Annotated in this window: 14 protein-coding genes; 5 read left to right on the top strand and 9 right to left on the bottom strand. The window is 70.2% G+C overall.

The genetic code is table 11. The features are described from left to right. Positions 1-103: 103 nt before the first annotated feature. Entirely contained in the window at positions 104-3,424 is a 3,321-nt protein-coding gene (locus ACIQCZ_RS14810; RefSeq protein WP_402282496.1) for an alpha-mannosidase, read from the top strand. Between the two features lie 52 nt (positions 3,425-3,476). On the opposite strand, the gene ACIQCZ_RS14815 is transcribed toward ACIQCZ_RS14810, so the two are convergent. From ACIQCZ_RS14815 to ACIQCZ_RS14825, 3 genes are all read right to left on the bottom strand, one after another. Beyond that, a complete protein-coding gene (locus ACIQCZ_RS14815) occupies positions 3,477-5,219 on the bottom strand; it encodes a pyruvate dehydrogenase (RefSeq protein ID WP_402282498.1) in 1,743 nt (580 codons plus the stop codon). Positions 5,220-5,284: 65 nt separating this feature from the next. Next, positions 5,285-6,802: a protein phosphatase 2C domain-containing protein gene (locus ACIQCZ_RS14820; RefSeq protein WP_402282500.1), complete on the bottom strand. Its 1,518-nt coding sequence runs from the start codon at positions 6,800-6,802 to the stop codon at positions 5,285-5,287. Between the two features lie 126 nt (positions 6,803-6,928). Beyond that, entirely contained in the window at positions 6,929-10,693 is a 3,765-nt protein-coding gene (locus ACIQCZ_RS14825; protein WP_402282502.1) for a S8 family peptidase, read from the bottom strand. Positions 10,694-10,902: 209 nt separating this feature from the next. On the opposite strand from ACIQCZ_RS14825, the gene ACIQCZ_RS14830 reads away from it, so the two are divergent. The 3 genes from ACIQCZ_RS14830 (at position 10,903) to ACIQCZ_RS14840 (ending at position 15,064) form a co-directional block, all read left to right on the top strand. Continuing rightward, positions 10,903-11,892: a helix-turn-helix domain-containing protein gene (locus ACIQCZ_RS14830; RefSeq protein ID WP_402282503.1), complete on the top strand. Its 990-nt coding sequence runs from the start codon at positions 10,903-10,905 to the stop codon at positions 11,890-11,892. A 129-nt stretch (positions 11,893-12,021) separates the two neighbouring features. Continuing rightward, positions 12,022-12,504: a DUF456 domain-containing protein gene (locus ACIQCZ_RS14835; RefSeq protein WP_376271781.1), complete on the top strand. Its 483-nt coding sequence runs from the start codon at positions 12,022-12,024 to the stop codon at positions 12,502-12,504. A gap of 163 nt (positions 12,505-12,667) precedes the next feature. Beyond that, positions 12,668-15,064: a glycosyl hydrolase family 95 catalytic domain-containing protein gene (locus ACIQCZ_RS14840; protein ID WP_402282504.1), complete on the top strand. Its 2,397-nt coding sequence runs from the start codon at positions 12,668-12,670 to the stop codon at positions 15,062-15,064. A gap of 54 nt (positions 15,065-15,118) precedes the next feature. On the opposite strand, the gene ACIQCZ_RS14845 is transcribed toward ACIQCZ_RS14840, so the two are convergent. Next, on the bottom strand, positions 15,119-16,465 hold the full coding sequence (locus tag ACIQCZ_RS14845) for a DNA-3-methyladenine glycosylase 2 family protein (RefSeq protein ID WP_402282927.1): 1,347 nt from the start codon (positions 16,463-16,465) through the stop codon (positions 15,119-15,121). Between the two features lie 72 nt (positions 16,466-16,537). After that, positions 16,538-17,722 (bottom strand): ribosome small subunit-dependent GTPase A, encoded by a 1,185-nt coding sequence (gene rsgA / locus ACIQCZ_RS14850; RefSeq protein WP_402282506.1) that lies wholly within the window; start codon positions 17,720-17,722, stop codon positions 16,538-16,540. 378 nt (positions 17,723-18,100) lie between these two features. On the opposite strand from rsgA, the gene ACIQCZ_RS14855 reads away from it, so the two are divergent. After that, positions 18,101-18,601, top strand: coding sequence for a DUF5949 family protein (locus ACIQCZ_RS14855; RefSeq protein WP_402282507.1), 501 nt, complete (start codon positions 18,101-18,103; stop codon positions 18,599-18,601). 164 nt (positions 18,602-18,765) lie between these two features. Here ACIQCZ_RS14855 and ACIQCZ_RS14860 read toward each other — a convergent pair whose 3' ends face one another. The 4 genes from ACIQCZ_RS14860 to ACIQCZ_RS14875 form a co-directional block, all read right to left on the bottom strand. Next, positions 18,766-19,176, bottom strand: coding sequence for a rodlin (locus ACIQCZ_RS14860; RefSeq protein ID WP_402282509.1), 411 nt, complete (start codon positions 19,174-19,176; stop codon positions 18,766-18,768). Positions 19,177-19,295: 119 nt separating this feature from the next. Beyond that, positions 19,296-19,496 carry a hypothetical protein gene (locus tag ACIQCZ_RS14865; protein ID WP_351073775.1) on the bottom strand — a complete coding sequence of 67 codons (201 nt, stop codon included), beginning with the start codon at positions 19,494-19,496 and terminating at the stop codon, positions 19,296-19,298. A gap of 657 nt (positions 19,497-20,153) precedes the next feature. After that, complete coding sequence (locus tag ACIQCZ_RS14870) at positions 20,154-20,564, bottom strand: rodlin (RefSeq protein ID WP_402282510.1); 411 nt, start codon at positions 20,562-20,564, stop codon at positions 20,154-20,156. A gap of 184 nt (positions 20,565-20,748) precedes the next feature. Further along, positions 20,749-21,039, bottom strand: a complete 291-nt coding sequence (locus tag ACIQCZ_RS14875; RefSeq protein ID WP_402282928.1) for a hypothetical protein — start codon at positions 21,037-21,039, stop codon at positions 20,749-20,751. Positions 21,040-21,128: the final 89 nt, after the last annotated feature.

Below are 21,128 nucleotides of genomic sequence, written 5' to 3' on the forward strand. Positions count from 1 at the left end.
TTGATCAGTCGTCACCCCGTCGGCGTGCTCGCACGGGTGCCTGCCCGCCCTTCGGGGAAGTGGAGCCATGAACACCCCGAGGCACCGATCCCGAGGAGCCGTGATGCATGACGACCGCCCCCAGGTGGAGGACCGGCTCGAACGGGCCCTTCACCAGTTCATCCGCCCCGCCCAGTACCCGGACCGGACCCCGCTCGCGCTGTCCGTGCGGCACATCCCCGGTGAGCCCGTACCGGTGGATCAGGCACTGGCAGGAACGTTCGAACCGTTCAGGACCGGCACGGAGTGGGGGGAGCCGTGGTCCACCAGCTGGTTCCGGTTGGAGGGAAGCGTGCCCCGGGAATGGGCGGGGCGACGGGTCGAGGTGGTCGTCGACCCGGGCTTCTCCGGCCAAGGGCCCGGATTCCAGGCCGAGGGGATGCTGTACGACGCGGCCGGGGTCCCCCTCAAGGGTGTCCATCCGCGCAATCGGCATCTGACGGTCGCGTCCCCGGCGATCGGCGGCGAACCGGTCTCACTGCTGCTGGAGGCCGCGGCCAACCCGTCGGTGCTGGAGCACGGTTTCGTGCCGTCGCCGCTCGGGGACGTGACGACGGCGGGCGACCGGCCCCTGTACCGGTTCACCTCCGCGGACCTCGCCGTGCTCGACGAGGAGGTCTGGCATCTCGTGCTGGACATCGAGGTGCTCACCGAGCTGATGCGGGAGCTTCCCGTGGACCGTTCCCGGCGGCACGAGATCCTGCGGGCGCTCGAACGCATGCTTGATGCGGTGGATCTGCACGACGTGACGGGCACGGCGCCGGCCGGCCGGGCGGAGCTGGCCGAGACGCTGTCCCGTCCGGCGGCGGCCGGCGCGCACCGGATCTCGGCCATCGGTCATGCCCACATCGACTCGGCCTGGCTGTGGCCGCTGCGCGAGACGGTGCGCAAGGCATCGCGCACCTTCGCCAATGTCACCGCGTTGGCCCAGGACTATCCGGAGCTCGTCTTCGCCGCGTCACAGGCTCAGCAGTACGCATGGGTGAAGGAGCATCAGCCGCACATCTGGGAGCGCGTCAAGCAGGCCGTGGCAGAAGGCCGGTGGACACCCGTCGGATCGATGTGGGTGGAGTCCGACGCGAATATGCCGGGCGGCGAGGCGCTGGCCCGGCAGCTCGTGCACGGCAAGCGGTTCTTCGCACAGGAGCTGGGGGTGGATACCGAGGAGATCTGGCTGCCGGACTCGTTCGGCCACACCGGCGCGTTCCCTCAGCTGGCAAGACTGGCGGGGGTGAAGTGGTTCCTGACCCAGAAACTGTCCTGGAACCAGAGCAATGAAATGCCACATCACACCTTCTGGTGGGAGGGCATCGACGGGACCAGGGTCTTCACCCACTTCCCGCCGGTGGACACCTACAACGCACAGCTCCATGGCCACGAACTCGCCCACGCCGAGAAGAACTTCGCGGAGAAGGGCCTCGCGACCCGGTCCCTCGTGCCGTTCGGCTGGGGCGACGGCGGGGGCGGTCCCACGCGCGAGATGCTGGAGAAGGCGCGCAGACTCAGAGATCTGGAGGGTTCGCCCCGGGTCGGGATCGAGAGTCCGTCGGCGTTCTTCGCGACGGCCGAGGCGGAGTACGGAGCGCACGCGCCGGTCTGGTCGGGCGAGCTGTATCTGGAGCTGCACCGGGGCACGTACACCACTCAGGCCAAGACCAAACAGGGCAATCGACGCAGCGAACACCTCTTGCGTGAGGCCGAGTTGTGGGCGACGGCGGCGACGCTGCGTTCGCCCGGCCACCGCTACCCGTACGAGACGCTGGACCGGCTGTGGAAGACGGTACTGCTCCATCAGTTCCACGACATCCTGCCCGGCTCGTCGATCGCCTGGGTGCACCGCGAGGCGCGCGAGACCTATGAATCGGTGCGGAGGGAACTTGCCGATGTGGTGGCGGACGCGGTGGCGGCATTGGGTGGGACAAGAGACCTGGTAGCGCTCAACTGCTCTCCTTATCAGCGCAGTCAGGTGATGGAGCTGGACGCGGAGGCGAGTGCGGTTCTGCCCTCGGGCGCGTACGCACAGCCGCTGGGCGACGGACGCACGGCGGTGCTGGCGCAGGCCCCCGGCCTGGGCGCGGGCCGACTGGACGGCTCGGCAGTTCCCGAGCACGCGGTCATGGCGACCCGGTACACGGGCGGGCCTGCGACGGAGCGGGCGGACGAGCCCACGAATTCCGGTCCCGGGAGCGGGCCGACGACCGAAACGGCACAGCAACCGACGAACGAGCCGGTGGACGGGGCATGGGGCCGACCGGTGGATCGGCCGGTGGACGGGGCATCGGGCCGGCCGGTGGATCGGCCGGTCGACGGGGCGGCAGACAGGCCGAAGGGCGGCCCGGCAGGCAAGGGCTTCGTGCTCGACAACGGACTGCTGCGCGTCGTCGTCGACGGCGACGGGCTGATCGCCGCCGTGCGCGATCTCGGCGCGGGGCGGGACGTGCTCGTCCCCGGCCATCGCGCCAACCTCCTCCAGCTGCACCCGGATCACCCCAATCACTGGGACGCGTGGGACATCGACCGGCACTACCGCCGCACCCGCACCGATCTCACCGAGGCCGACTCCGTCGAACTCATCGAGGAGGGGCCGTTGCGAGCCGCCGTCCGCGTGACGCGGTCGTTCGGGGCGTCGCACCTCGTGCAGGAGATCCGACTGACCGCGGACAGCCGACGGATCGACATCGACACGGAGGTGGACTGGCAGGAGTCGGAGAAGGTCCTCAAGGCGTCGTTCCCGTTCGATGTGCATGCCGAACGGTCCACGGCCGAGATCCAGTTCGGGCACATCCACCGGCCCACGCACGACAACACCAGCTGGGACGCGGCCCGCTTCGAAATCTGCGCCCATCGCTGGCTCCGGGTCGCCGAGCCGGGTTACGGCATCGCCCTGCTCAACGACTCGACGTACGGGCACGACGTGACCCGGACCCCGCACGCAGCGGGCCTCGGCACGACCGTGCGGCTGACGCTGCTCCGTGCCCCGCGCAGTCCGGACCCGGAGGCCGACCTGGGCAGGCACCGGTTCGGATACGCGCTGGCCCCGGGCAGCGAGGTCACGGATGCGGTGCAGGAGGGGCTGGCACTCAATCTGCCCTTGCGAGCGGCGGTGGCGCCCGTGCTGCCGTCACTGCTCAGCACCGGGCATCCGGCGGTCACGGTGGAGTCGGTGAAGCTCGCCGAGGACCGCAGCGGCGACGTCGTCGTGCGACTGTACGAGTCGGCGGGCGGGCGCGCCCGTACGACGATGCGGGTCGGGTTCCCCGTCGTGCGGGCCCGGATCACCGACCTGCTGGAACGGCCGCTGCACGAGGCGGACACCGATGAGCGCGGTCTCGTACTGTCACTGCGGCCGTTCCAGATCCTGACGGTGCGGCTGACCCCTGCGTGAGGCGTGACATACCACCCCCCTCGCGCCCCCTCCCGGCCCGCGGGTCCGTTCATCAGGGGCGGGGCACGTTCCGCAGGTTGGAGCGGGCCATCTGGACCATCCGGCCCACTCCCCCGTCCAGCACGATCTTGCTTGCGGAGAGCGCGAAGCCGGTCACCATCTCCGCACTGATCTTCGGCGGGATGGAGAGCGCGTTGGGGTCGGTGACGACGTCGACGAGTGCCGGGCCCTTGTGCTTGAAGGCGTCCTTGAGGGCGCTTTCGAGCTGCTTGGGCTTCTCCACCCGTACGCCGTACGCCCCGGCGGCTCGGGCGATCGCCGCGAAGTCCGGGTTCTTGTTGGTCGTACCGAACGAGGGCAGACCGGAGACCAGCATCTCCAGCTCGACCATGCTCAGGGAGGAGTTGTTGAACATCACGACCTTCACCGGGAGGTCGTACTGCACGAGGGTGAGGAAGTCCCCCATCAGCATGGTGAATCCACCGTCGCCGGACATCGACACCACCTGCCGGTTCCGGTCGACGAACTGGGCACCGATGGCCTGCGGCAGCGCGTTGGCCATCGAGCCGTGACTGAACGATCCGATGACTCGGCGCTTGCCGTTGGGTGAGAGATAGCGCGCGGCCCACACGTTGCACATACCGGTGTCGACGGTGAACACGGCGTCCTCGTCGGCCAGGTCGTCCAGCACCGAGGCGACGTACTCCGGATGGATCGGGATGTGCTTCTCGACCTTGCGGGTATACGCCTTGACGACGCCCTCCAGCGCGTCGGCGTGCTTCTTCAGCATCCGGTCGAGGAATTTGCGGTCGGTCTTGGCCTGCACGCGCGGGGTCAGACAGCGCAGGGTCTCGCGGACATCGCCCCAGACCGCCAGATCCAGCTTGGAGCGGCGGCCGAGGTGTTCGGGGCGCACATCGACCTGGACGATCTTCACATCGGTGGGGAGGAAGGCGTTGTAGGGGAAGTCGGTGCCGAGCAGGATGAGGAGATCGCACTCGTTCGTCGCCTCGTAGGCGGCGCCGTAGCCGAGCAGCCCGCTCATTCCGACGTCGTACGGGTTGTCGTACTGGATCCACTCCTTGCCGCGCAGTGCGTGCCCGACCGGAGCCTTCACCCGTTCGGCGAACTCCATCACCTCGGCGTGGGCGCCCGCGGTGCCGCTGCCGCAGAACAATGTCACACGTTTCGCCTCGTCGACCATCCTGCAGAGCTTCTCGATCTCCTCGTCCCCGGGCCGTACCGTCGGCCGCGAGGTGACCAGGGCGTGCTCGATCGACTTCTCCGGGGCAGGCTGCGATGCGATGTCACCCGGCATGGTGACGACGCTGACCCCGCCTCGTCCGATCGCGTGCTGAATGGCGGTCTGGAGCAGCCGGGGCATCTGCTGCGGGTTGGAGATCATCTCGTTGTAGTGACTGCACTCCTGGAAGAGCAGCTCCGGATGGGTCTCCTGGAAGTAGCCGAGACCGATCTCGCTCGAAGGAATGTGCGAGGCGAGGGCGAGGACCGGTGCCATGGAGCGGTGGGCGTCGTAGAGACCGTTGATGAGGTGCAGATTTCCGGGGCCGCAGGATCCGGCACAGGCCGCCAGAGAGCCGGTGATCTGGGCCTCGGCCCCGGCGGCGAACGCGGCGGTCTCCTCGTGCCTGACCTGGATCCAGTCGATGGCCGAGTTGCGGCGGATGGCGTCGACGACCGGGTTGAGGCTGTCGCCGACGACGCCGTACATACGCTTGACGCCCGCCCGGACGAGGATGTCGACGAACTGCTCCGACACGTTCTGCTTGGCCATGGGTGCGTACCCTTTCCGCGCTTCGGCTTCCGGATTCCGCATCCATCAACCCATGACGCGGGCGGTTACGCCTCCCAGACGCCGACACTCGTACGGTCGTCGGAGTACCCCTTCACTCTGAGCTGGGTGTCCGCGAGGTAGGTCGCGAGCCCGGGTGCCGGGCCGTCGCTCCAGCGTTCGGCGAGCTCCCGGGCCAGCGCGGGCTCGCCGCGCAGCGGCTCGGCGAACCCGGTGCTGCACAGCAACAGCGTGTCGCCCGGCCGGGCCACCGAGGCCCGGAACCGGAACGGTTCCACGGGCGACGGCATCAGGCTCTCCGCGTACGAGGGCGGGTGTGCGGTGGTCCCCGGATCCATGGTGAGGCCCTCACTGCCGGAATCACCGCAGCGGACGCCTCCGGGGCCGCTCTCGGATCGGCTCTCGGAACCTCTCCGGGGGTCGCTCACGGTGGGCGGGGGGCCGCATCCGACCACGGCTTCGCCGATGACGTCCCCGGCACCACCGGTGTCCGGGGCCTCCGGTTCGAGGTCCTGCCAGACGCCGTCGCGCAGCCGGAAGAGCCCACCGGCTCCGACGCCGAAGAAGATCCTGGTACGGCAGTCGGGATCTGCCGAGAGCAGGAGGCAGCGCAGGTCCGCCGTGTACTCGTGCGGTTCGATCCCGAGTTCGGCGGCGCGGGCGCGCAGCTTCCCGTAGCCACGGTCGGTGAGACGGTGCAGGCCGGACTTGAGATCATCGCGGCGGCCCGCCCCTATGTCCTCGGCGAGCCTCGAATGGCTGCGGCCCACAGCACCGCCGATCCAGCGGCAGGCATCGGCCGCCGCCAGATGTGCCCGCCCGGTGGCCCGAGCCCCGGTGGCGACGGCGACCAGGACGAGCGCGTTCCGCTCGGTGCCGAAGCGCACGGTGAGCAGTGCGTCGCGGCGGGGGTCGCCCCGGAACCGTGCGGAGTCCCCGCGCACGGAGGCGGCGCGCAGGGTGTACGTCCCGTAGCGGGCTCCGTCGAGCACGGTGTCGGCGACGAGCCCGTCCAGCTCCTGGGGGACGGTGGCGGGCAGCGTGGTGGGCTCGGCGTCGTAGGTCGGCGGCCGGTCACCCACATGGCCGATCACGGGGCGTGCGACGGGCGCTGGTTCGTGGTCGGGCCCGGGCCCGCGAGCCGGCAGAGGTGCCTGCACCTGTGACGGTGGGGTGACAGTGACGCCGGAGGCGTGAGGAGCGACCGGGCCCTGAGGGACCGCGGAGGCGTGAGGAGCGGCCCGGCCCTGAGGGACCGCACAGGCGTGAGGAGCGACCGGGCCCTGAGGGACCGCGGAGGACCGAGGAACAACCGGGCCCTGAGGGACGTCAGCGGTTCGGGGAGCGACGGGACCCTCGGCGGCCGGCCGGCCGGACAGGGGATGCACCGTGTCGGAACTGTTCCCTCCGTGCCCGCCCGAACCCACCGTGCCCGACGCCGAGTCGAAGCGGTCGTCGAGGCTGTCGCCCGCATCGCTCGCCCCGGTGTCCCGGGCGGTCTCGTCGTACAGCCTGCGCCACCAGTCGTCCTCATGGGCGGCGGGCGTCTCCCCCTGCTGACTCATGCCCTTATTGTCCACCGCACGGCCCGTACGAAAACGGGGCATCCGGAAAAAGTGGCCATGAGAAAGGTCCGCCGGGCGACCCCACCCCCCACGGGAAGGACGCCCGGCGAACCGGTCAGGACGTGATCAACGCACGGCGTAGGCGTCGTTCACGGTCTGGACGACGGAGTTGCCGTTGGCGTCCGTCAGTTCGGTCTTCAGGGTGACCGGCTTGCCGGCCGCGCCCGCGTGGTTCACGGTCGCGGTCCAGCGGCCGTTGTGCTCTGCGGTGGTGGCCTCGGTCCAGGTCTTGCCGCCGTCGTACGAGTACGAGACCTTGGCCGCGACCAGCTTGCCGGGCGTGTAGCCGGCGTGCCCGGTGACGCTCAGGCCGATCGTCTGACCGTCCTTCGCCGCAAGGGTCTTGAGCCCGTCGGTCTCCAGGTCGTAACCCGGGAAGAGCATGGGAATGCCCTGGGAGTAGACGTTCTCGTCCCGCTTCGAGCGGAACTTCCAGGTGGTCTCGGTCTGGGTGGACCGCTTCCACACGGCAGCGGGCTGGCCGAACTTCGCGGTGGTCATGGTGAGTTCGTACGCGGCGTCCGCGGCCGGGACGGTGAACACCCCGGACGGCCAGCCGGACTCGCCCAGCACCACGCCGCCGCTGGTCAGCCGCATGTTGCCGATGTCTCCGAAGGAGCCCTGGAGACCCTCGTGCTCGGTGTCGCTCCAGAAGCCGGGGGCGACACCGATCAGGTTGTCCTGGCGTTCGCCGGCGAGCACGGCCTTGCCCTGGGCGTCACGCGGAGCGGTCGGGGCCGGGATGCCCCGGTACCAGTTCTCCGTACGCGTGGAGCCTGCCGTGTAGGTGCGGGGCTGGTCCGCCATGAGCTCGCCCCAGGGGAAGCTGGAGGAGAGGTACCGCTGCCAGGCGGTGTCGCCGGCCGAGTAGTACTCGGTGCGCTTGCCGGGGACGGCGACGGTGTCGAAGCCGCCGGAGTAGCTTCCGCCGTAGGGCCGGGTGATGACCATCGTGTCGACGTAGTCGGCCGCGACGCCCATCGCCTCGTAACGGGCGGTGGACTTGGCGAGCTTGCTGTCGCGGACCTTGTAGGTGCGGTCCGAGGTGACCGGGCCGGTCTCGGGGAAGGCGAGGTTGTAGACGAACGGGCTGGCGGCGGTGGCCTTCCAGCTCAGCTTCACCGTGCCCCGGGCCAGGGCGGCCTTCAGGGTGTCGGCCTCGCCCGACTCGATGCCCAGCGTGGGCAGCGGCGCGGAACCGTAGCCGACGGACGGCTGCCACGGGCCCGCGGACGGCCGGTGGGCGATGATCGCCTTTGCGCCCGCGGCCTTGGCGTTCCGTGCCGGGGTCAGCAGGGTGCCGTCGTCGGAGACCGCGACCAGGGCGATCTTGCCCTGGACATCGGCGGCCTTCAGCTCGTCGGGGGTGCCGGTGCCCGCGTCGACGAGTACGGCCTCACCCGTGCCGTCGAGGCCGACGGAGCCGGTGCCGGCCGCGACCGGGTGCAGTTCGGTGCCGCCGACGACCGACAGCTTCTCGATCCGGGGGGCGTAGGCGCGCCAGAAGCTGGCGAACTCGAAGTCGCCGTCGCTCGCCCTGCCCTGGACGTCGGCCAGGTAGTTCTTGACGATGGATCCGCCGGTGACGGAGCCGGAGTGCAGCCAGACGCCGTCCCAGCTGCGGCCGAAGGAGAGCGTCGTGGAGCGGTTCTCGGACGTGCGGTCCTCCGTCTTCACCTGCAGGCGATGGGCCTTGCGGGCGTCCAGCACCAGGGTGGTGTCCTTGGTGACGTCCAGCTGCGGCCTGGCGAGGTAGCCGACGGACTCGGCCATCCTGCCGGTGGCGTCCTCGGTGTCCGGCGAGACGATGAAGCTGGAGACGAAGTAGGCGCCGGGGCGCACCTGGTAGACCTGATCGGTGGCGCCGTCGTTGAAGCGGCGCTCACCGCTGGCGGTGTCGGTGCCGATGATGTCCAGCGAGGAGGAGCCCGTGGCGGGCTTGCCGGTGCGGTCGATCAGCTTGACGCGCAAGGTGACCGTCTCGGCGCCGACGTACAGCGAGAACGGGGTGGAGACCTTGACGCCGTCGGCGCCCGTGGCCAGCACACGCCCGGTGACATCACCGTACTGGGCGGCCTTCAGCTTCGCGGTCGGGTCGATCTGCAGCGGGACCTCGACGGTGGCCCCGGCCGGGACGGTGACGGTGCTCGCGTCGAGTTTCGCGACCGAGGAGCGGACGGCCGAGCCGTCGTTGCCGGTGACGCCCTGGACCTTCAGCGACAGCTTCACCGGCTTGGAGCCGGAGTTGGTGTACGGGACGTCGACCGTCGTGCGGTCGCTCTTGTCCTGCGGCCAGTTGAAGGTGCCGGCCTGGACGGCGGGGGCGCCGACGACGGTGGTGTCGATGGCGGCCTTCACGTCGAGGCGGCCACCGCCGGTCTCGCGCACGTCGCCGGGGATGTCGCTCTTCGCGGACGAGACGAGGGCCGCCTTGATCTGCTGGGCCGTCCAGTCGGGGTGACGCTGCTTCACGATGGCTGCGGCACCCGCGACATGCGGGGTGGCCATCGACGTGCCGGACATGGTGCGGTAGGCGTAGACTCCCCGCCCGCCGGCCGCGGCGGCCGAGATGCTGACGCCGGGCGCCGAGATCTCGGGCTTGAGGGTGTGCGAGCCGATCACAGGTCCGCGGCTGGAGAACTGGGCCGTGGAGTCGTCACGGTCGACGGCGCCGACGGTCAGCACGCTCGGTGCGCAGCCCGGCGAGGAGACGGTGTTCAGCGTCGGTCCCGAGTTTCCGGCCGCGATCACGAACAGGGTGCCCTTGTTCTGCGCGAGTTCCTCGGCGGCGACGCTCATCGGGTCGGTGCAGTCGGTCGGCTCCGGGCTGCCGAGGCTCATGGAGACGACATCGGCCTTCTGGTCGACGGCCCACTGCATACCGGCGATGATCCAGGACTCGGCGCCGAAGCCGCTGTCGTTGAGGACCTTGCCAGCGAGCAGGTCGGCGCCGGGGGCGACGCCCTTCTTCTTGCCGTCGCTGGCCGCGCCGGAGCCGCCCACGGTGGAGATGGTGTGGGTGCCGTGGCCCTGCCGGTCGTCGGTGGTGTCGGAGTCGGTGAAGTTCTCCGAGGCGGCGATCCGGCCCTTGAGATCGGGGTGTTCGGCGTCGACACCGGTGTCGAGGACGGCGACCTTGGTGCCCTTGCCGTCGTATCCGGCGGCCCAGGCGAGGTCGGCGCCGACCTGCTTGGTCGACTTGTCGAGAGTGGCCTGGACCTTGCGGTCGAGCCAGAGCTTCTTCAGGCCGGAGGCCGAGCGGGAACGGGTGTTGGTGACGTCCGACCAGAAGTCGGCGGCCTTCTCCTTGTCCGCCTTGAGCGCGACGCCGTCGATCGCGTCGAGTGCGAGTCCGCGCTTGGCGCCGCGCGGGGTGGCGGGCGCGGAGCGGGCCGTGCCCTTGCCGTAGACGGCGATCAACGGCAGCGACTTGGTGCTCGCGTCGTCGTAGCCCTGCCGGATCAGCCCGGTGACGTTGAAGAGCTCCTGGTCGACCGTGCCCGCGGCCAGCGCGTCGACGGCCGTGTCGGGGTAGACGTAGAGGTCCTTGCCGCTCTGCCGGGTCTGTACGAGGGGGACGGTGCCGTCCTCGCGCGGCAGTGCGGTGACCGACGCGGCCCCCGAACTGTCCGTGCTCACCAGAACCTTGTCCCCGGTGACCAGAGTGACGGTGACCGGTTTGGCCGCCTCGGCGGCGGCGGCCGCACTGCCGGTCAGTGGTCTCTTCGCGGTCGTGTCGTCCTGCGGCGCTGCCGCGGACGGTGCGATCGCGGTGACGGCGAGGACGGCGGCGGTGGCCGCTCCCAGTGCCGTACGCGATATCGGACGCATCGCTCTCCCCAAGTGAATCCGGAACCAAGTTGCGCAAACCGCAATCTTCCGGAGGTTGTTGGTACTGCGGTGGCGCCACATTGGCAGAGCGACGGGCAGTAAAGGGATGATGTACACGGCGGGTTTACGCCGTGGCCGCTTTCCGCCACGTCCGGGCGCCCGGCGACGGCGACATGGTGCGGAATCAACGCGTCCGGGAGGAGTTCGGGATGTTGGGAGCCATAGGTCTCGACGAGCTGCAGGAGTCGGCGTACCGCGCGCTCGTGGCGGTGGGAGCCGCGGAGGTCTCCGATCTCGCGCACCGGCTGACCCTTCCCGAATCGGACACCGAACGGGCGCTGCGCCGACTGGAACAGCACGGGCTGGCCGCCCAGTCCTCGTCCCGCACGGGCCGTTGGGTGGCGGCGCCGCCGGGGGTGGCACTGGGGGCGCTGCTCACCCAGCAGCGTCACGAGCTGGAGCAGGCGGAGTTGGCGGCGGCGCTGCTCGCCGAGGAGTACCGGGCCGAGGCCACCGACAAGGCGGTGCATGATCTGGTCGAGGTGGTCACGGGCGCGAGCGCGGTGGCGCACCGCTTCCACCAGTTGCAGTTGGGGGCGACGAGCGAGGTGTGCGCCCTGGTCACCGGGAAGCCGATCGCGGTGAGCGGGATGGAGAACGAGTCCGAGGAGCAGGCCGCCACGCGCGGGGTGTCGTTCCGGGTGGTGGTCGAGCGCGAGGTCCTCTCGCTCCCTTCCGGGATCCTGGAGTTGTCGGCCGCGCTGAGCCGCGACGAGCAGTGCCGGGTCGTCGACCGGGTCCCGACCAAGCTGGTGATCGCCGACACCGCCCTGGCGATGGTGCCGCTGACCGGGCGGGGCGCCGAGCCCGCGGCGCTGGTGGTGCACGCCTCCGGGTTGCTGGAGTCGCTGATGGGGCTCTTCGAGGCGGTGTGGCGCGAGGCCATGCCGCTCAGGCTCGGCGAGAGCGGATGGCTGGAGGAGGAGTCCAACGGGCCCGATCCGACGGACCTGGAGATTCTGTCGCTGCTGCTGGCCGGCCTGACGGACGCGAGCGTGGCGAAGCAGCTGGAACTCGGACTGCGGACCGTACAGCGGCGGGTGAAGGGTCTGATGGAGATGACCGGGGTGTCGACACGGCTGCAACTGGGCTGGCACGCGTACGAACGGGGCTGGGTGTCCCGGACGCCGCGCGCCTGAGCGGGGGGGCGCACCGGATACCCCGGCGCGGTGTCCCCCTCGTGCCGGTACGGCTCTGAGCTGCGCCGACGTTTTCCACCCGGAGCGCGCTGACGGGCGGGGGCGGCCGGACTCCGGCAGGCTGGTGAGATGGGTGTGTGGCAACTCCTCGCCGTCGGCCTGGTCATGTTCCTCGGCCTGGTCGGTGTGCTGGTGCCGGGGGTGCCGGGGCAGGCGATCGTCTGGGCCGCCGTGCTGTGGTGGGCACTGGCCGATGTGACTCCGGTGGCCTGGGGCGTACTGATCGGCGCCACCGCCCTGCTGCTGCTGAACCAGGCGCTGAAGCCCTTGCTGCCGCCGCGGCGCCCCCATGAGTCGGGGGCGCCGCGCAAGACGCTGATGCTCGGCGGGATCGGCGCGATCGTGGGCTTCTTCGTGGTGCCGGTGGTGGGCGGGATCGCCGGATACGTGGGCGTGATCTACGGGGCGGAGCGGCTGCGGCTCGGCAGCCACGGGGCGGGATGGGCGTCGGTCCGCTCGGTGATGCGGGCGACCGGGTGGTCCGTGCTCGTCGAGCTCTTCGCATGCCTGCTGGTGACGGGGGCGTGGCTGGGCGCGGTGGTCTGGGGCTGACCCTCCTCACCCTCATGGACATCCAGGTGGACATCGTCCAGATAGAAGGAAATACATCGGATCTCTTCCTTTCTATTGACGCATGGATGTCTCCTGCCTACTTTCCCTGGAGGAATAGCTCGGATGAATTGATGTGCCTGCGTACGAGTCGCCAGGAGACGCCTTGCCCACAGCACCGGACCCTTCCCGCCCGTCCCGGAACGAAGTCCCCGCAGCCCCCGCCCCTTCCCGCAGAAGTGTTCTCGCCACCGGCACCGCGATCGGCGGCGCGCTCGTGGTCGGCGGTGCGGCTGCCGTCCCCGCCCAGGCCGCCGCCCCTGCCGCGCCGGCCGCCACCGCCCCGGCCCCTGTCACGGTGCACTCCCCCGACGACGCCTGGCGCACGGTCCTGGACGATGCCGACCTGCTCTGGCAGAAGCTGCCGAAGACCTGGTACGAGGGCCCGTACCTGGGCAACGGCCGTCTCGGCTCCGGAATCTACGCCGAGCCCGGTGCCACCACCACGGCCATCCGCTTCAACGTCCAGCACTCCGAGGTCCAGGACCACCGGCCCGAGTTCGGCTCCCTCTTCGGCCTCGCCCGCCTCCCGATCGGCCACTTCACGCTGGAACCGGTCGGCACCATCACGGGCATCGAGTGGTGGATGCGGCTGCGCACCGCCGAACTCGAAGGCACGATCACCACGACCGCGGGCACCCTGAAGCTCCGGGCCTTCGTCCACTCCACCAGCGATCTGCTCGCCGTGGAGGTGTCCCCGAGCGCGGGCGAGCGGGACTTCCGCTGGGTGTTCCACCCGGCCGACGCGATCAGCCCGCGCGCCGCTTTCAAGCCCCTCCCGGACGGTTACACCGGCAACCCGCCCGCGGCGACCGAGCAGCACGGCGCGATCACCGCGGCCGTCCAGCCGCTGCTCGCGGGCGGTCAGCACGTCACCGCATGGCGGGAACGCACCCGGGGCACCGGCCGTACGCTCTACGTCACGGTCACGCACTCGCACCCGAGGACGACGGCCCGTGACCGCGCCCTGCGTGCGGTCAGGACCGCCTCGGCGCACCCGTACGATCAGCTGGCCGCGCCCCATCGCACCTGGTGGGACCGGTTCTACCGGAAGAGCTTCCTGTCCCTGCCCGATGCCCGGCTGCAGCGCTTCTACTGGATCCAGCTGTACAAGACGGCGTCGGCGGCCCGCAAGGACGCACCCGTGATGGCGACCTCCGGCCCCTGGCTGGAGCCCACGCCCTGGCCGAACACCTGGTGGAACCTCAACGTCCAGCTGGAGTACTGGCTGATCCACGGCTCCAACCACCTGGAGCTGGACGCCGTCACCCGCGCCCTCAGCGAGTTCCGGGACCAGCTCTCCCGCGAGGTCGCCGCCCCCTACCGGGCCGACTCGGCCGGCATCCCCCGGACCACCGACCCCCACCTGGTCAACGGCGCGTCGGTCACCGACGGCGGCTACGGCGTCGGCATCCCCGGCCAGGACCCGCCCACCCCCGAGGTCGGCAATCTGACCTGGGCGCTGCACAACGTGTGGCTCTCCTACCGCCACACCATGGACGAGTCGATCCTGCGCGACACGCTCTTCCCACTGCTGCGCAAGGCCGTCAACTACTACCTGCACTTCCTGACGCCGGGACCCGACGGCAGACTGCATCTCCCGGCCACGTTCTCCCCCGAGTACGGGGTCAACGCCCCCGACTGCAACTACGACCTGATGCTGCTGCGCTGGGGCTGCCGCACCCTGCTGGACTCGGCGGAGCAACTGGGCGTCCACGACCCGTTGACGGCCCGCTGGCAGGAGGTGCTGGCCAGGCTCGCGCCCTATCCCGTCGACGCCAACGGGTTCATGATCGGCGCGGGGGTTCCGTTCGCCATGTCGCACCGCCACTACTCGCACATGCTCGCGGTGTACCCGCTGTACGAGCTGACGGGTGCGACGCCCGACGAACGGGCGCTGATCGAGAAGTCCCTCGCCCACTGGGTCGGCTTCGAAGGCGCCCTGCAGGGCTACACGTTCACCGGGGCCGCGTCGATGTCCGCACTGCTCGGCAAGGGCGAGGACGCGCTGAAGTATCTCGGCCGGCTGATGAGCCGGTTCATCCAGGCGAACACCATGTACAAGGAGTCCGGTCCGGTCATCGAGACCCCGCTCTCGGCGGCCCAGTCGCTGCACGACATGGTCTGCCAGTCATGGGGCGGCACGATCAGGGTCTTCCCGGCCCTGCCCGCCGCCTGGCGGGACATGACCGTCCATGACTTCCGTACCCAGGGCGCGTTCCTGCTCAGTGCGGTACGCGAAGAGGGCCGCACCCGCTGGGTACGGCTGACCAGCGAGGCGGGCGCGCCCTGCGTCGTGCGCCATGGCATCGAGGGCCCGATCGAGATCCGGGACCGGCACGGGCGCCCGCTGCGTCACGAGGAGACGGCCGACGGAGCGGTACGCATCCATCTCGGCAAGGGCGACTTTGCGCTGATCACGGCCCGGGGCGACCGCCCGGACCTGACCATCCGCCCGGTCGCGGCGAACGAGCCGGCGCCACGCTGGGGCCTGCCGGGCTGAGCCCCGGCCCGGGAGCCCGGCACCTTCCCGGGCTCCCGGCCCCGCGGGCAGATCTCAGCGGCTCAGGTGGCGTACGGCGTACGAGCGCCAGGGCCGCCACCGTTCCGACTCCGGCCTCCCGTCCGGATCCACGTCGGGGTCACCGAGCGCCCGCATCCTGATGAGCGCTGCTGCGACCGGGCCGATCCCCAGCCGCAGCAGGGCCTGCTCGGCCTCCTCGCGGTCCGCGCCCGCGTCGAGCCGTACGTCCCCGTCGGCGAGCGCGGTCGTCAGTGCCCGGAGCACCGGCTCGTCCACCGCGCCGGCCAGCACCCCGGGCTCGGGGAACACATGCGTGAGCCCGCCGCAGGGGATGTCGAGGACCTTCCCGTACGTCTCGACCAGCCGCTCCGCCCCGGCCCTGCCCACCAGCGTCCGTACGGCGAACTCCTCGGGGTCCGCGGCTCCCGGCGAGCGCAGCCCGGGGCGGGCGGCGACGCCCGGTGCGAGTGCCGGATCGGCGGCGAGCCGCTCGTCGACGGCGCAGGGATCGGCGTCCAGGTCGAAGAGCCGCCGCAGCCGCTGCACGGCCGTCGTCAGGTCCCGCAGATCCGTGAGATGGATCCGGGCTTCCAGCCAGGCCCCGGCGGACCGCTCGTCCACGGCCACGATGCCGGTGCCGTAGGGCAGCCGCAGAGTGCGCCGGTAGGTTCGGGCCCCGGGCTCCCCGTTGACCTCCTCGATCCGGGCGAGCACCTCACCGGCCAGGAGGTCGAAGACCTCGCGGACGGCGTACGGCTGCCGGTGGGCGAGCCGCAGCGGGATCCCGGTGGTGCGGGCCTCCCGTACCCCGGCTCCCAGCCCCGTTCCGGCCTCGGTCCGCAGCGCGCTCGGCGTACGGGCGTAGATCTGCCGGATCGTGTCGTTGAACTGGCGCACACTGGCGAAGCCGGACGCGAAGGCGATCTCGGTCACGGGCAGCCCGGTCGTCTGGAGCAGGACCCGCGCGGTGTGGGCCCGCTGGGCGCGGGCGAGCGCGACGGGCCCGGCGCCCAGCTCCGCGTTGAGCTGCCGCTGCACCTGGCGTGAACTGTATCCGAGCCGGTGGGCGAGACCGGGCACGCCCTCCCGGTCGACCACGCCGTCGCCGATCATCCGCATGGCGCGGCCGACGACATCGGCCCGCACGTTCCAGTCGGCCGAGCCGGGCACGGCATCCGGTCGGCAGCGCCTGCACGCCCGGAAGCCGTTGCCCTGGGCGGCGGCCGCGGTCGGGAAGAAGCGGACGTTCTTCCGCTTGGGGGTGACGGCGGGGCAGCTCGGCCGGCAGTAGATGCCGGTCGTTTCGACGGCGAAGAAGAACTCCCCGTCGAATCGGGCGTCGCGGCTGCTCACCGCCTCGTATCTGGTCCGTTCGTCCATCACACCGTCCAGTGTGCGGTACCCCCGGACAGCACACTGGCGGCTTTCGGACATCGACCGGGCGGCTGCGCCCTACCGGATCCGGCCACGCTTCGCGTCCATGGCAGCCCGGCCCTCGGCCCCCTTGCGCTTCCATTCACGCAGCATTCCGGAGCGCACCCGGGCATCGGTCTTGGCGACGATGCGCTGGTTCTCGCGGAGCAGCTTGCGGAAGCTGTCGAGGCGCCGCTCGGGCAGCGAACCGTCCTCGATCGCGGCGAGCACCGCACAGCCGGGCTCCGACCGGTGGCCGCAGTCGTGGAACCTGCACTGCTCGGCCAGCTCCTCGATCTCGGAGAAGACCTGGCCGACGCCGGTCTCCGCGTCCCAGAGACCGACCCCGCGCAGGCCGGGGGTGTCGATCAGCACACCTCCGGACGGCAGCACCAGCAGATTACGGGTCGTCGTGGTGTGCCGGCCCTTGCCGTCGACGTCACGGGCGGCCTGCACCTCCATCACGTCGCGGCCGAGCAGGGTGTTGGCGAGGGTCGACTTGCCCGCGCCGGACGCCCCGAGCAGCACGCTCGTACCACCGGAGACGATGGCGGCGAACACATCGAGACCCTCCCCCGAGGCGGAGCTGACGGGCAGCACCTGCACCCCGGGGGCGATGGCCTCGATGTCCTGGACGAGGTACGACAGCGTGGCGGTGTCCGGCACCAGATCGGCCTTGGTGAGCACCACGATCGGCTGGGCGGCGCCGTCGGCGGCGGACGTCCCGTCCCGCAGCAGCGCATCGCCGCCGGCACTGGACATGGCGAGCGCGAGGAAACGCTCCACCCGCCCCAGGTCCAGTTCCACGGCGAGTGAGACACAGATGGCGATGTGGTCGACATTGGTGGCGAGCACCTGCCCTTCGGAGCGCTGCGACGAGGTCGAGCGGACGAAGGCCGTACGCCGCGGCAGCAGCGTCCGTACGAACTGCGGATCACCGTCGGGATCGACGGCGACCCAGTCGCCCGTGCACACGATCCGCATCGGATCGCGCGGAACGACGAACGCGGTGTCCGCGCGGAGCGTGCCGTGCGCGGTGACGACATCGCACTGGCCGCGGTCCACCCGCACCACGCGTCCGGGCAGCAGCCCCTGTTCGGCGTACGGGGCGAATACGGCGGCCCAGTCGTCGTCCCAGCCGTACGGGGACAGCGGATGCGATGCGGAGAGGCCCTGAAGAGAGGAGGAGAAGGACGGAGAGGACCAGGAGGTCGGGAAAGACAAGGGAAACCCTTCAAAGGGTGGCCCCGGCAACGCGCCTTCGGACGCGAGAAGTTGAGTGAAGGTCAGCCGACGGCCACAGGGGTGGGAACGATGCTCTTCTGGTTGTGGGCAGCGCCCATCGCAACGACAGTCATCAATGTCCTCACCTCCTGGTTCAAGCGCGGGTCGACACCGGTCGACGGCTCCTGTCCGCCGTCCGGAACGCGTCACACCTTAGCCCCCGTCCCGCAGGTGACGTCAACACATTTGATTCACGGCGCTCTCAGGCCGCGACGAGGAGAGCATCTCGACCGCATTTCTCCGATATATCCGTAGATGTCCCTCGATCAGGTGATACACAAGCACAATGACCGATCCCTGGCCGTTAGGGTGCCGAGCATGACCTCACCCCAGACCGCCACCGGCACGTTCACACAAGCCCGGTTGGGCACGATCACACTGATCGGGTGGAGCGGCCAACACCCCGACGGCGGACCCGATGTCGCCTTCCTTCTCGTCTACTCGCTCGGTGACGGGACGGACGGCCCGGCCGCCGGTGAGGCGGCCATGCGTGTGGCCCTGGACCGCAGCGGACTGCCGGTCGGCGCCGGTCCGGTGTACGCGGCCGAGACCCCCGGCCTCCCGGTGAAGCTGCTCGTCCAGGCCGGCCAGGCGGTCCTGACGCTGCCTCACTTCACCGCCCAGTACCCCGTGCCGCCCGAGTGGCTGGCCGCGGCCGAGGAACGGGGAGAGGTGAACGCAATGTTCGCCACGCGTCCCTGGCCGGAGGGCGCGCCCGGCCGGCCGGTCAGTGAGGAACTGCTGCGGTCGTTCGCAGCCGACGAAGAGGTCGTCATGACCTCCGCGCACTGTGTCCTTCCGGTGCGCAGCCTGGGCTGATCCGCCACCGCACATGGCGATGCCCACCACCCCCCGTGGAGCGGTGGGCATCACCGTGTGCGGGCCCGGGCACTGCGCCCCGGACACCACTCGGCCGTAGCCGCACACCGGAGTGCGGGTGATCAGGGGGGCCGTCCGCCCACCATCACGCACTCGACCGGATGTCAGCTGTTGCCGGTTCCGTTGCCCGAGAGCACCGGGATGTCGTCGACGAGGTGCGACAGCGCTTCGTCGCCCTTGGCCTGGGTGGAGTTGTCGGCGCACTGCTGGTTCTGCGGCGAGGCCAGGACGTCGACATCCTGGACCGCGACCGGCACGAGCAGACCGACCAGAGAACCGGCGTTGGCCTCGACCGGAACGCCGACGCAGGCCTTGTTCAGCGAGCCCTGGACGAGCTGGACCTGCGGGCCGGCGTCGCCGCGGGTCACACTGTTGCCGAACGAGTCCACGGTGTCGTTGCCGTTGACCGACGTGGTGCCCTCGTCGTTGCCGACCGCCATGGCCGCAGGGGCCACGGCGGCGGACAGAGCGACCAGGGACACGGCCACTGCCGCGCCGGCCATCATCTTCTTCATCACGCTTCACCTTTCGGAGCGTCCCGTTGTGGAACGTACTGATCAACCCACCGCCGAAGCGCGAGTTCCGCGGTACCACCCAAACGGGTTCGGTCCGGGGTGAGTTCGGCACCCCCTTCTCACCCGTCGACGGTTTCGTCGGAGGTACGGGCGGCGGGGACACGGCTTCCCGCACAGGGGAGGTCCGACCGTGCTGAAGGGCTCTGCTCCGGGCCGCCGTGGGCCGCCTGCCATTCGGCGAGCAGTCGGTCGTAGATGGGGGTGGCGTCCTGTGCGGGCCGTTGCCGGCCGCGGGGCCGCTGGCTGTCGTACTCGTCCATGCAGGACCCCTACCCGGTGCGACGGGTGACGCCCGCCGTCACTACGGCAACCGGCCCAGTCCGCCCGCCCCTTCGAGGGGCCGACGGCATCCCGGACGCACGACGTGGGGCCGGCGGCATCCGGACCGCCGAAGAACGGCTGCCTCGTGGATGTGCCGACCCCACGGGTGTATCACGCACCGCAAACAGGCAGGCTCGAAGCTGCGCGTCGCGCCGTTCTCGGCAGGTTCGGGCAATCAGCGCCGAGCAGCACGGGCCTCACGGTCCCGGGGCCTCTCGTTCGGATCACGGCGGGCTCGATCCGAACCAATGACCCCAAGGGCTGTCCCGTACCCCCTGACGGGCGCGCGACGACAGCTACGACGCCTCGCCGCGCTGTCGGAACGTCCACATACATCCAGTATGCGGATACCCATCCACCTAGGGCGTGTTTCGAAAGTAGCGTCGTCCGCCCGCAGGGTGGGCCAGGCGGCGTCCGGTGCGTACGATCGCAAGGCGGAGGGCCGTCCCGATACCGGTCGTATCGGGGCGAGCCCGACAATGCAGCGAACATGCGTGCCGGACGCCGCCTGGCAGGCGGGACTTTCGAAACACGCCTTAAGCGTTGTCCCGCATCCGACGCCGCGCGCTGACCCACCAGGGACTGCGGGACACCCCTTAGTTGTTGCCGGTGCCGTTGCCGGACAGGACCGGAATGTCGCTGAGGATGTGCGACAGTGCCTCGTCGCCCTTGGCCTGGGTGGAGTTCTCCGTGCACTGCTGGTTCTGCGGCGAGGCCAGGACGTTGATGTCCTGGACCGAGACCGGAACGGCACCGAGGACCGAACCGACGTTGGCCTTGGCCGGCAGGGCGACGCAGGGCTTGTTGAGCGAGCCCTGGACGAGCGCGAACTGCGGGCTCCAGTCACCGTGGGTGGCGGAGTTGCCGAACGACTGGACGGCTTCGTTGCCGTTGAACGACGTCGTACCACCGTCGTTCCCGACGGCCATGGCCTGCGGGGCGATCGCGGCGGAGACACCGACGATCGAAGCAGCGACGGCTGCCGAGGCCATAATCTTCTTGATCACGAAATAACCCTTCTGGTTCTTCTTTTGCTCGCCCGTCCGGAGCGCACTGATCAACTCACGGCGACGGGAATGGTTGTGCCAATTCACTCGAACGATTCTTCTGTCGCCAGATGGTTCGACGGATATCCGGCGCCGGAGGATTACCAGTGCCCCGGACGAGCCGGGAACACCGCGGTCCGACGGATCAACCGCCGAGCGGCAGACCGCCCATCAGCGGGGCCGCCCCCTTGGCCGCACCGGCGGCCTGGCCGGTCAGCTTGGTGACGCTGCCGTTCTTCTGCATCGCGTCGGCGGCGCCGCCGACCGTGTCGACGACCGGGTCGACAGCCTGCGGCGCACTTTCCACCACCTGGTTGACGCCGCCGTTGAGGCTGAAATCGGGGGCCGTGGCGGTGGTAACGGCGAAGGCGGGAGCAGCCGTTCCGAGAGCGACCACGGAACCGGCAACGAACGCAGCGGACTTCGCGTACTTCACTTTCAGGATCCCTTCTGCAGCGGCATTCTTTTCGGTCGTTTCTCCACGCCGCACCAGCCTTCTTTGGCTGTGACTTCTGCCGCTTTCAT

It is taken from the genome of Streptomyces sp. NPDC093149 (genome assembly GCF_044754145.1).
Classification (GTDB): Bacteria; Actinomycetota; Actinomycetes; order Streptomycetales; family Streptomycetaceae; genus Streptomyces.

Coding starts and splice junctions, on each gene's coding strand:
- ACIQCZ_RS14825 (WP_402282502.1), bottom strand. CDS start 10,693: ATGCGTCCGATATCGCGTACGGCACTGGGAGCGGCCACCGCCGCCGTC.
- ACIQCZ_RS14865 (WP_351073775.1), bottom strand. CDS start 19,496: ATGGACGAGTACGACAGCCAGCGGCCCCGCGGCCGGCAACGGCCCGCA.
- ACIQCZ_RS14835 (WP_376271781.1), top strand. CDS start 12,022: ATGGGTGTGTGGCAACTCCTCGCCGTCGGCCTGGTCATGTTCCTCGGC.
- ACIQCZ_RS14830 (WP_402282503.1), top strand. CDS start 10,903: ATGTTGGGAGCCATAGGTCTCGACGAGCTGCAGGAGTCGGCGTACCGC.
- ACIQCZ_RS14810 (WP_402282496.1), top strand. CDS start 104: ATGCATGACGACCGCCCCCAGGTGGAGGACCGGCTCGAACGGGCCCTT.
- ACIQCZ_RS14815 (WP_402282498.1), bottom strand. CDS start 5,219: ATGGCCAAGCAGAACGTGTCGGAGCAGTTCGTCGACATCCTCGTCCGG.
- ACIQCZ_RS14860 (WP_402282509.1), bottom strand. CDS start 19,176: ATGAAGAAGATGATGGCCGGCGCGGCAGTGGCCGTGTCCCTGGTCGCT.
- ACIQCZ_RS14820 (WP_402282500.1), bottom strand. CDS start 6,802: ATGAGTCAGCAGGGGGAGACGCCCGCCGCCCATGAGGACGACTGGTGG.
- ACIQCZ_RS14845 (WP_402282927.1), bottom strand. CDS start 16,465: ATGGACGAACGGACCAGATACGAGGCGGTGAGCAGCCGCGACGCCCGA.
- ACIQCZ_RS14855 (WP_402282507.1), top strand. CDS start 18,101: ATGACCTCACCCCAGACCGCCACCGGCACGTTCACACAAGCCCGGTTG.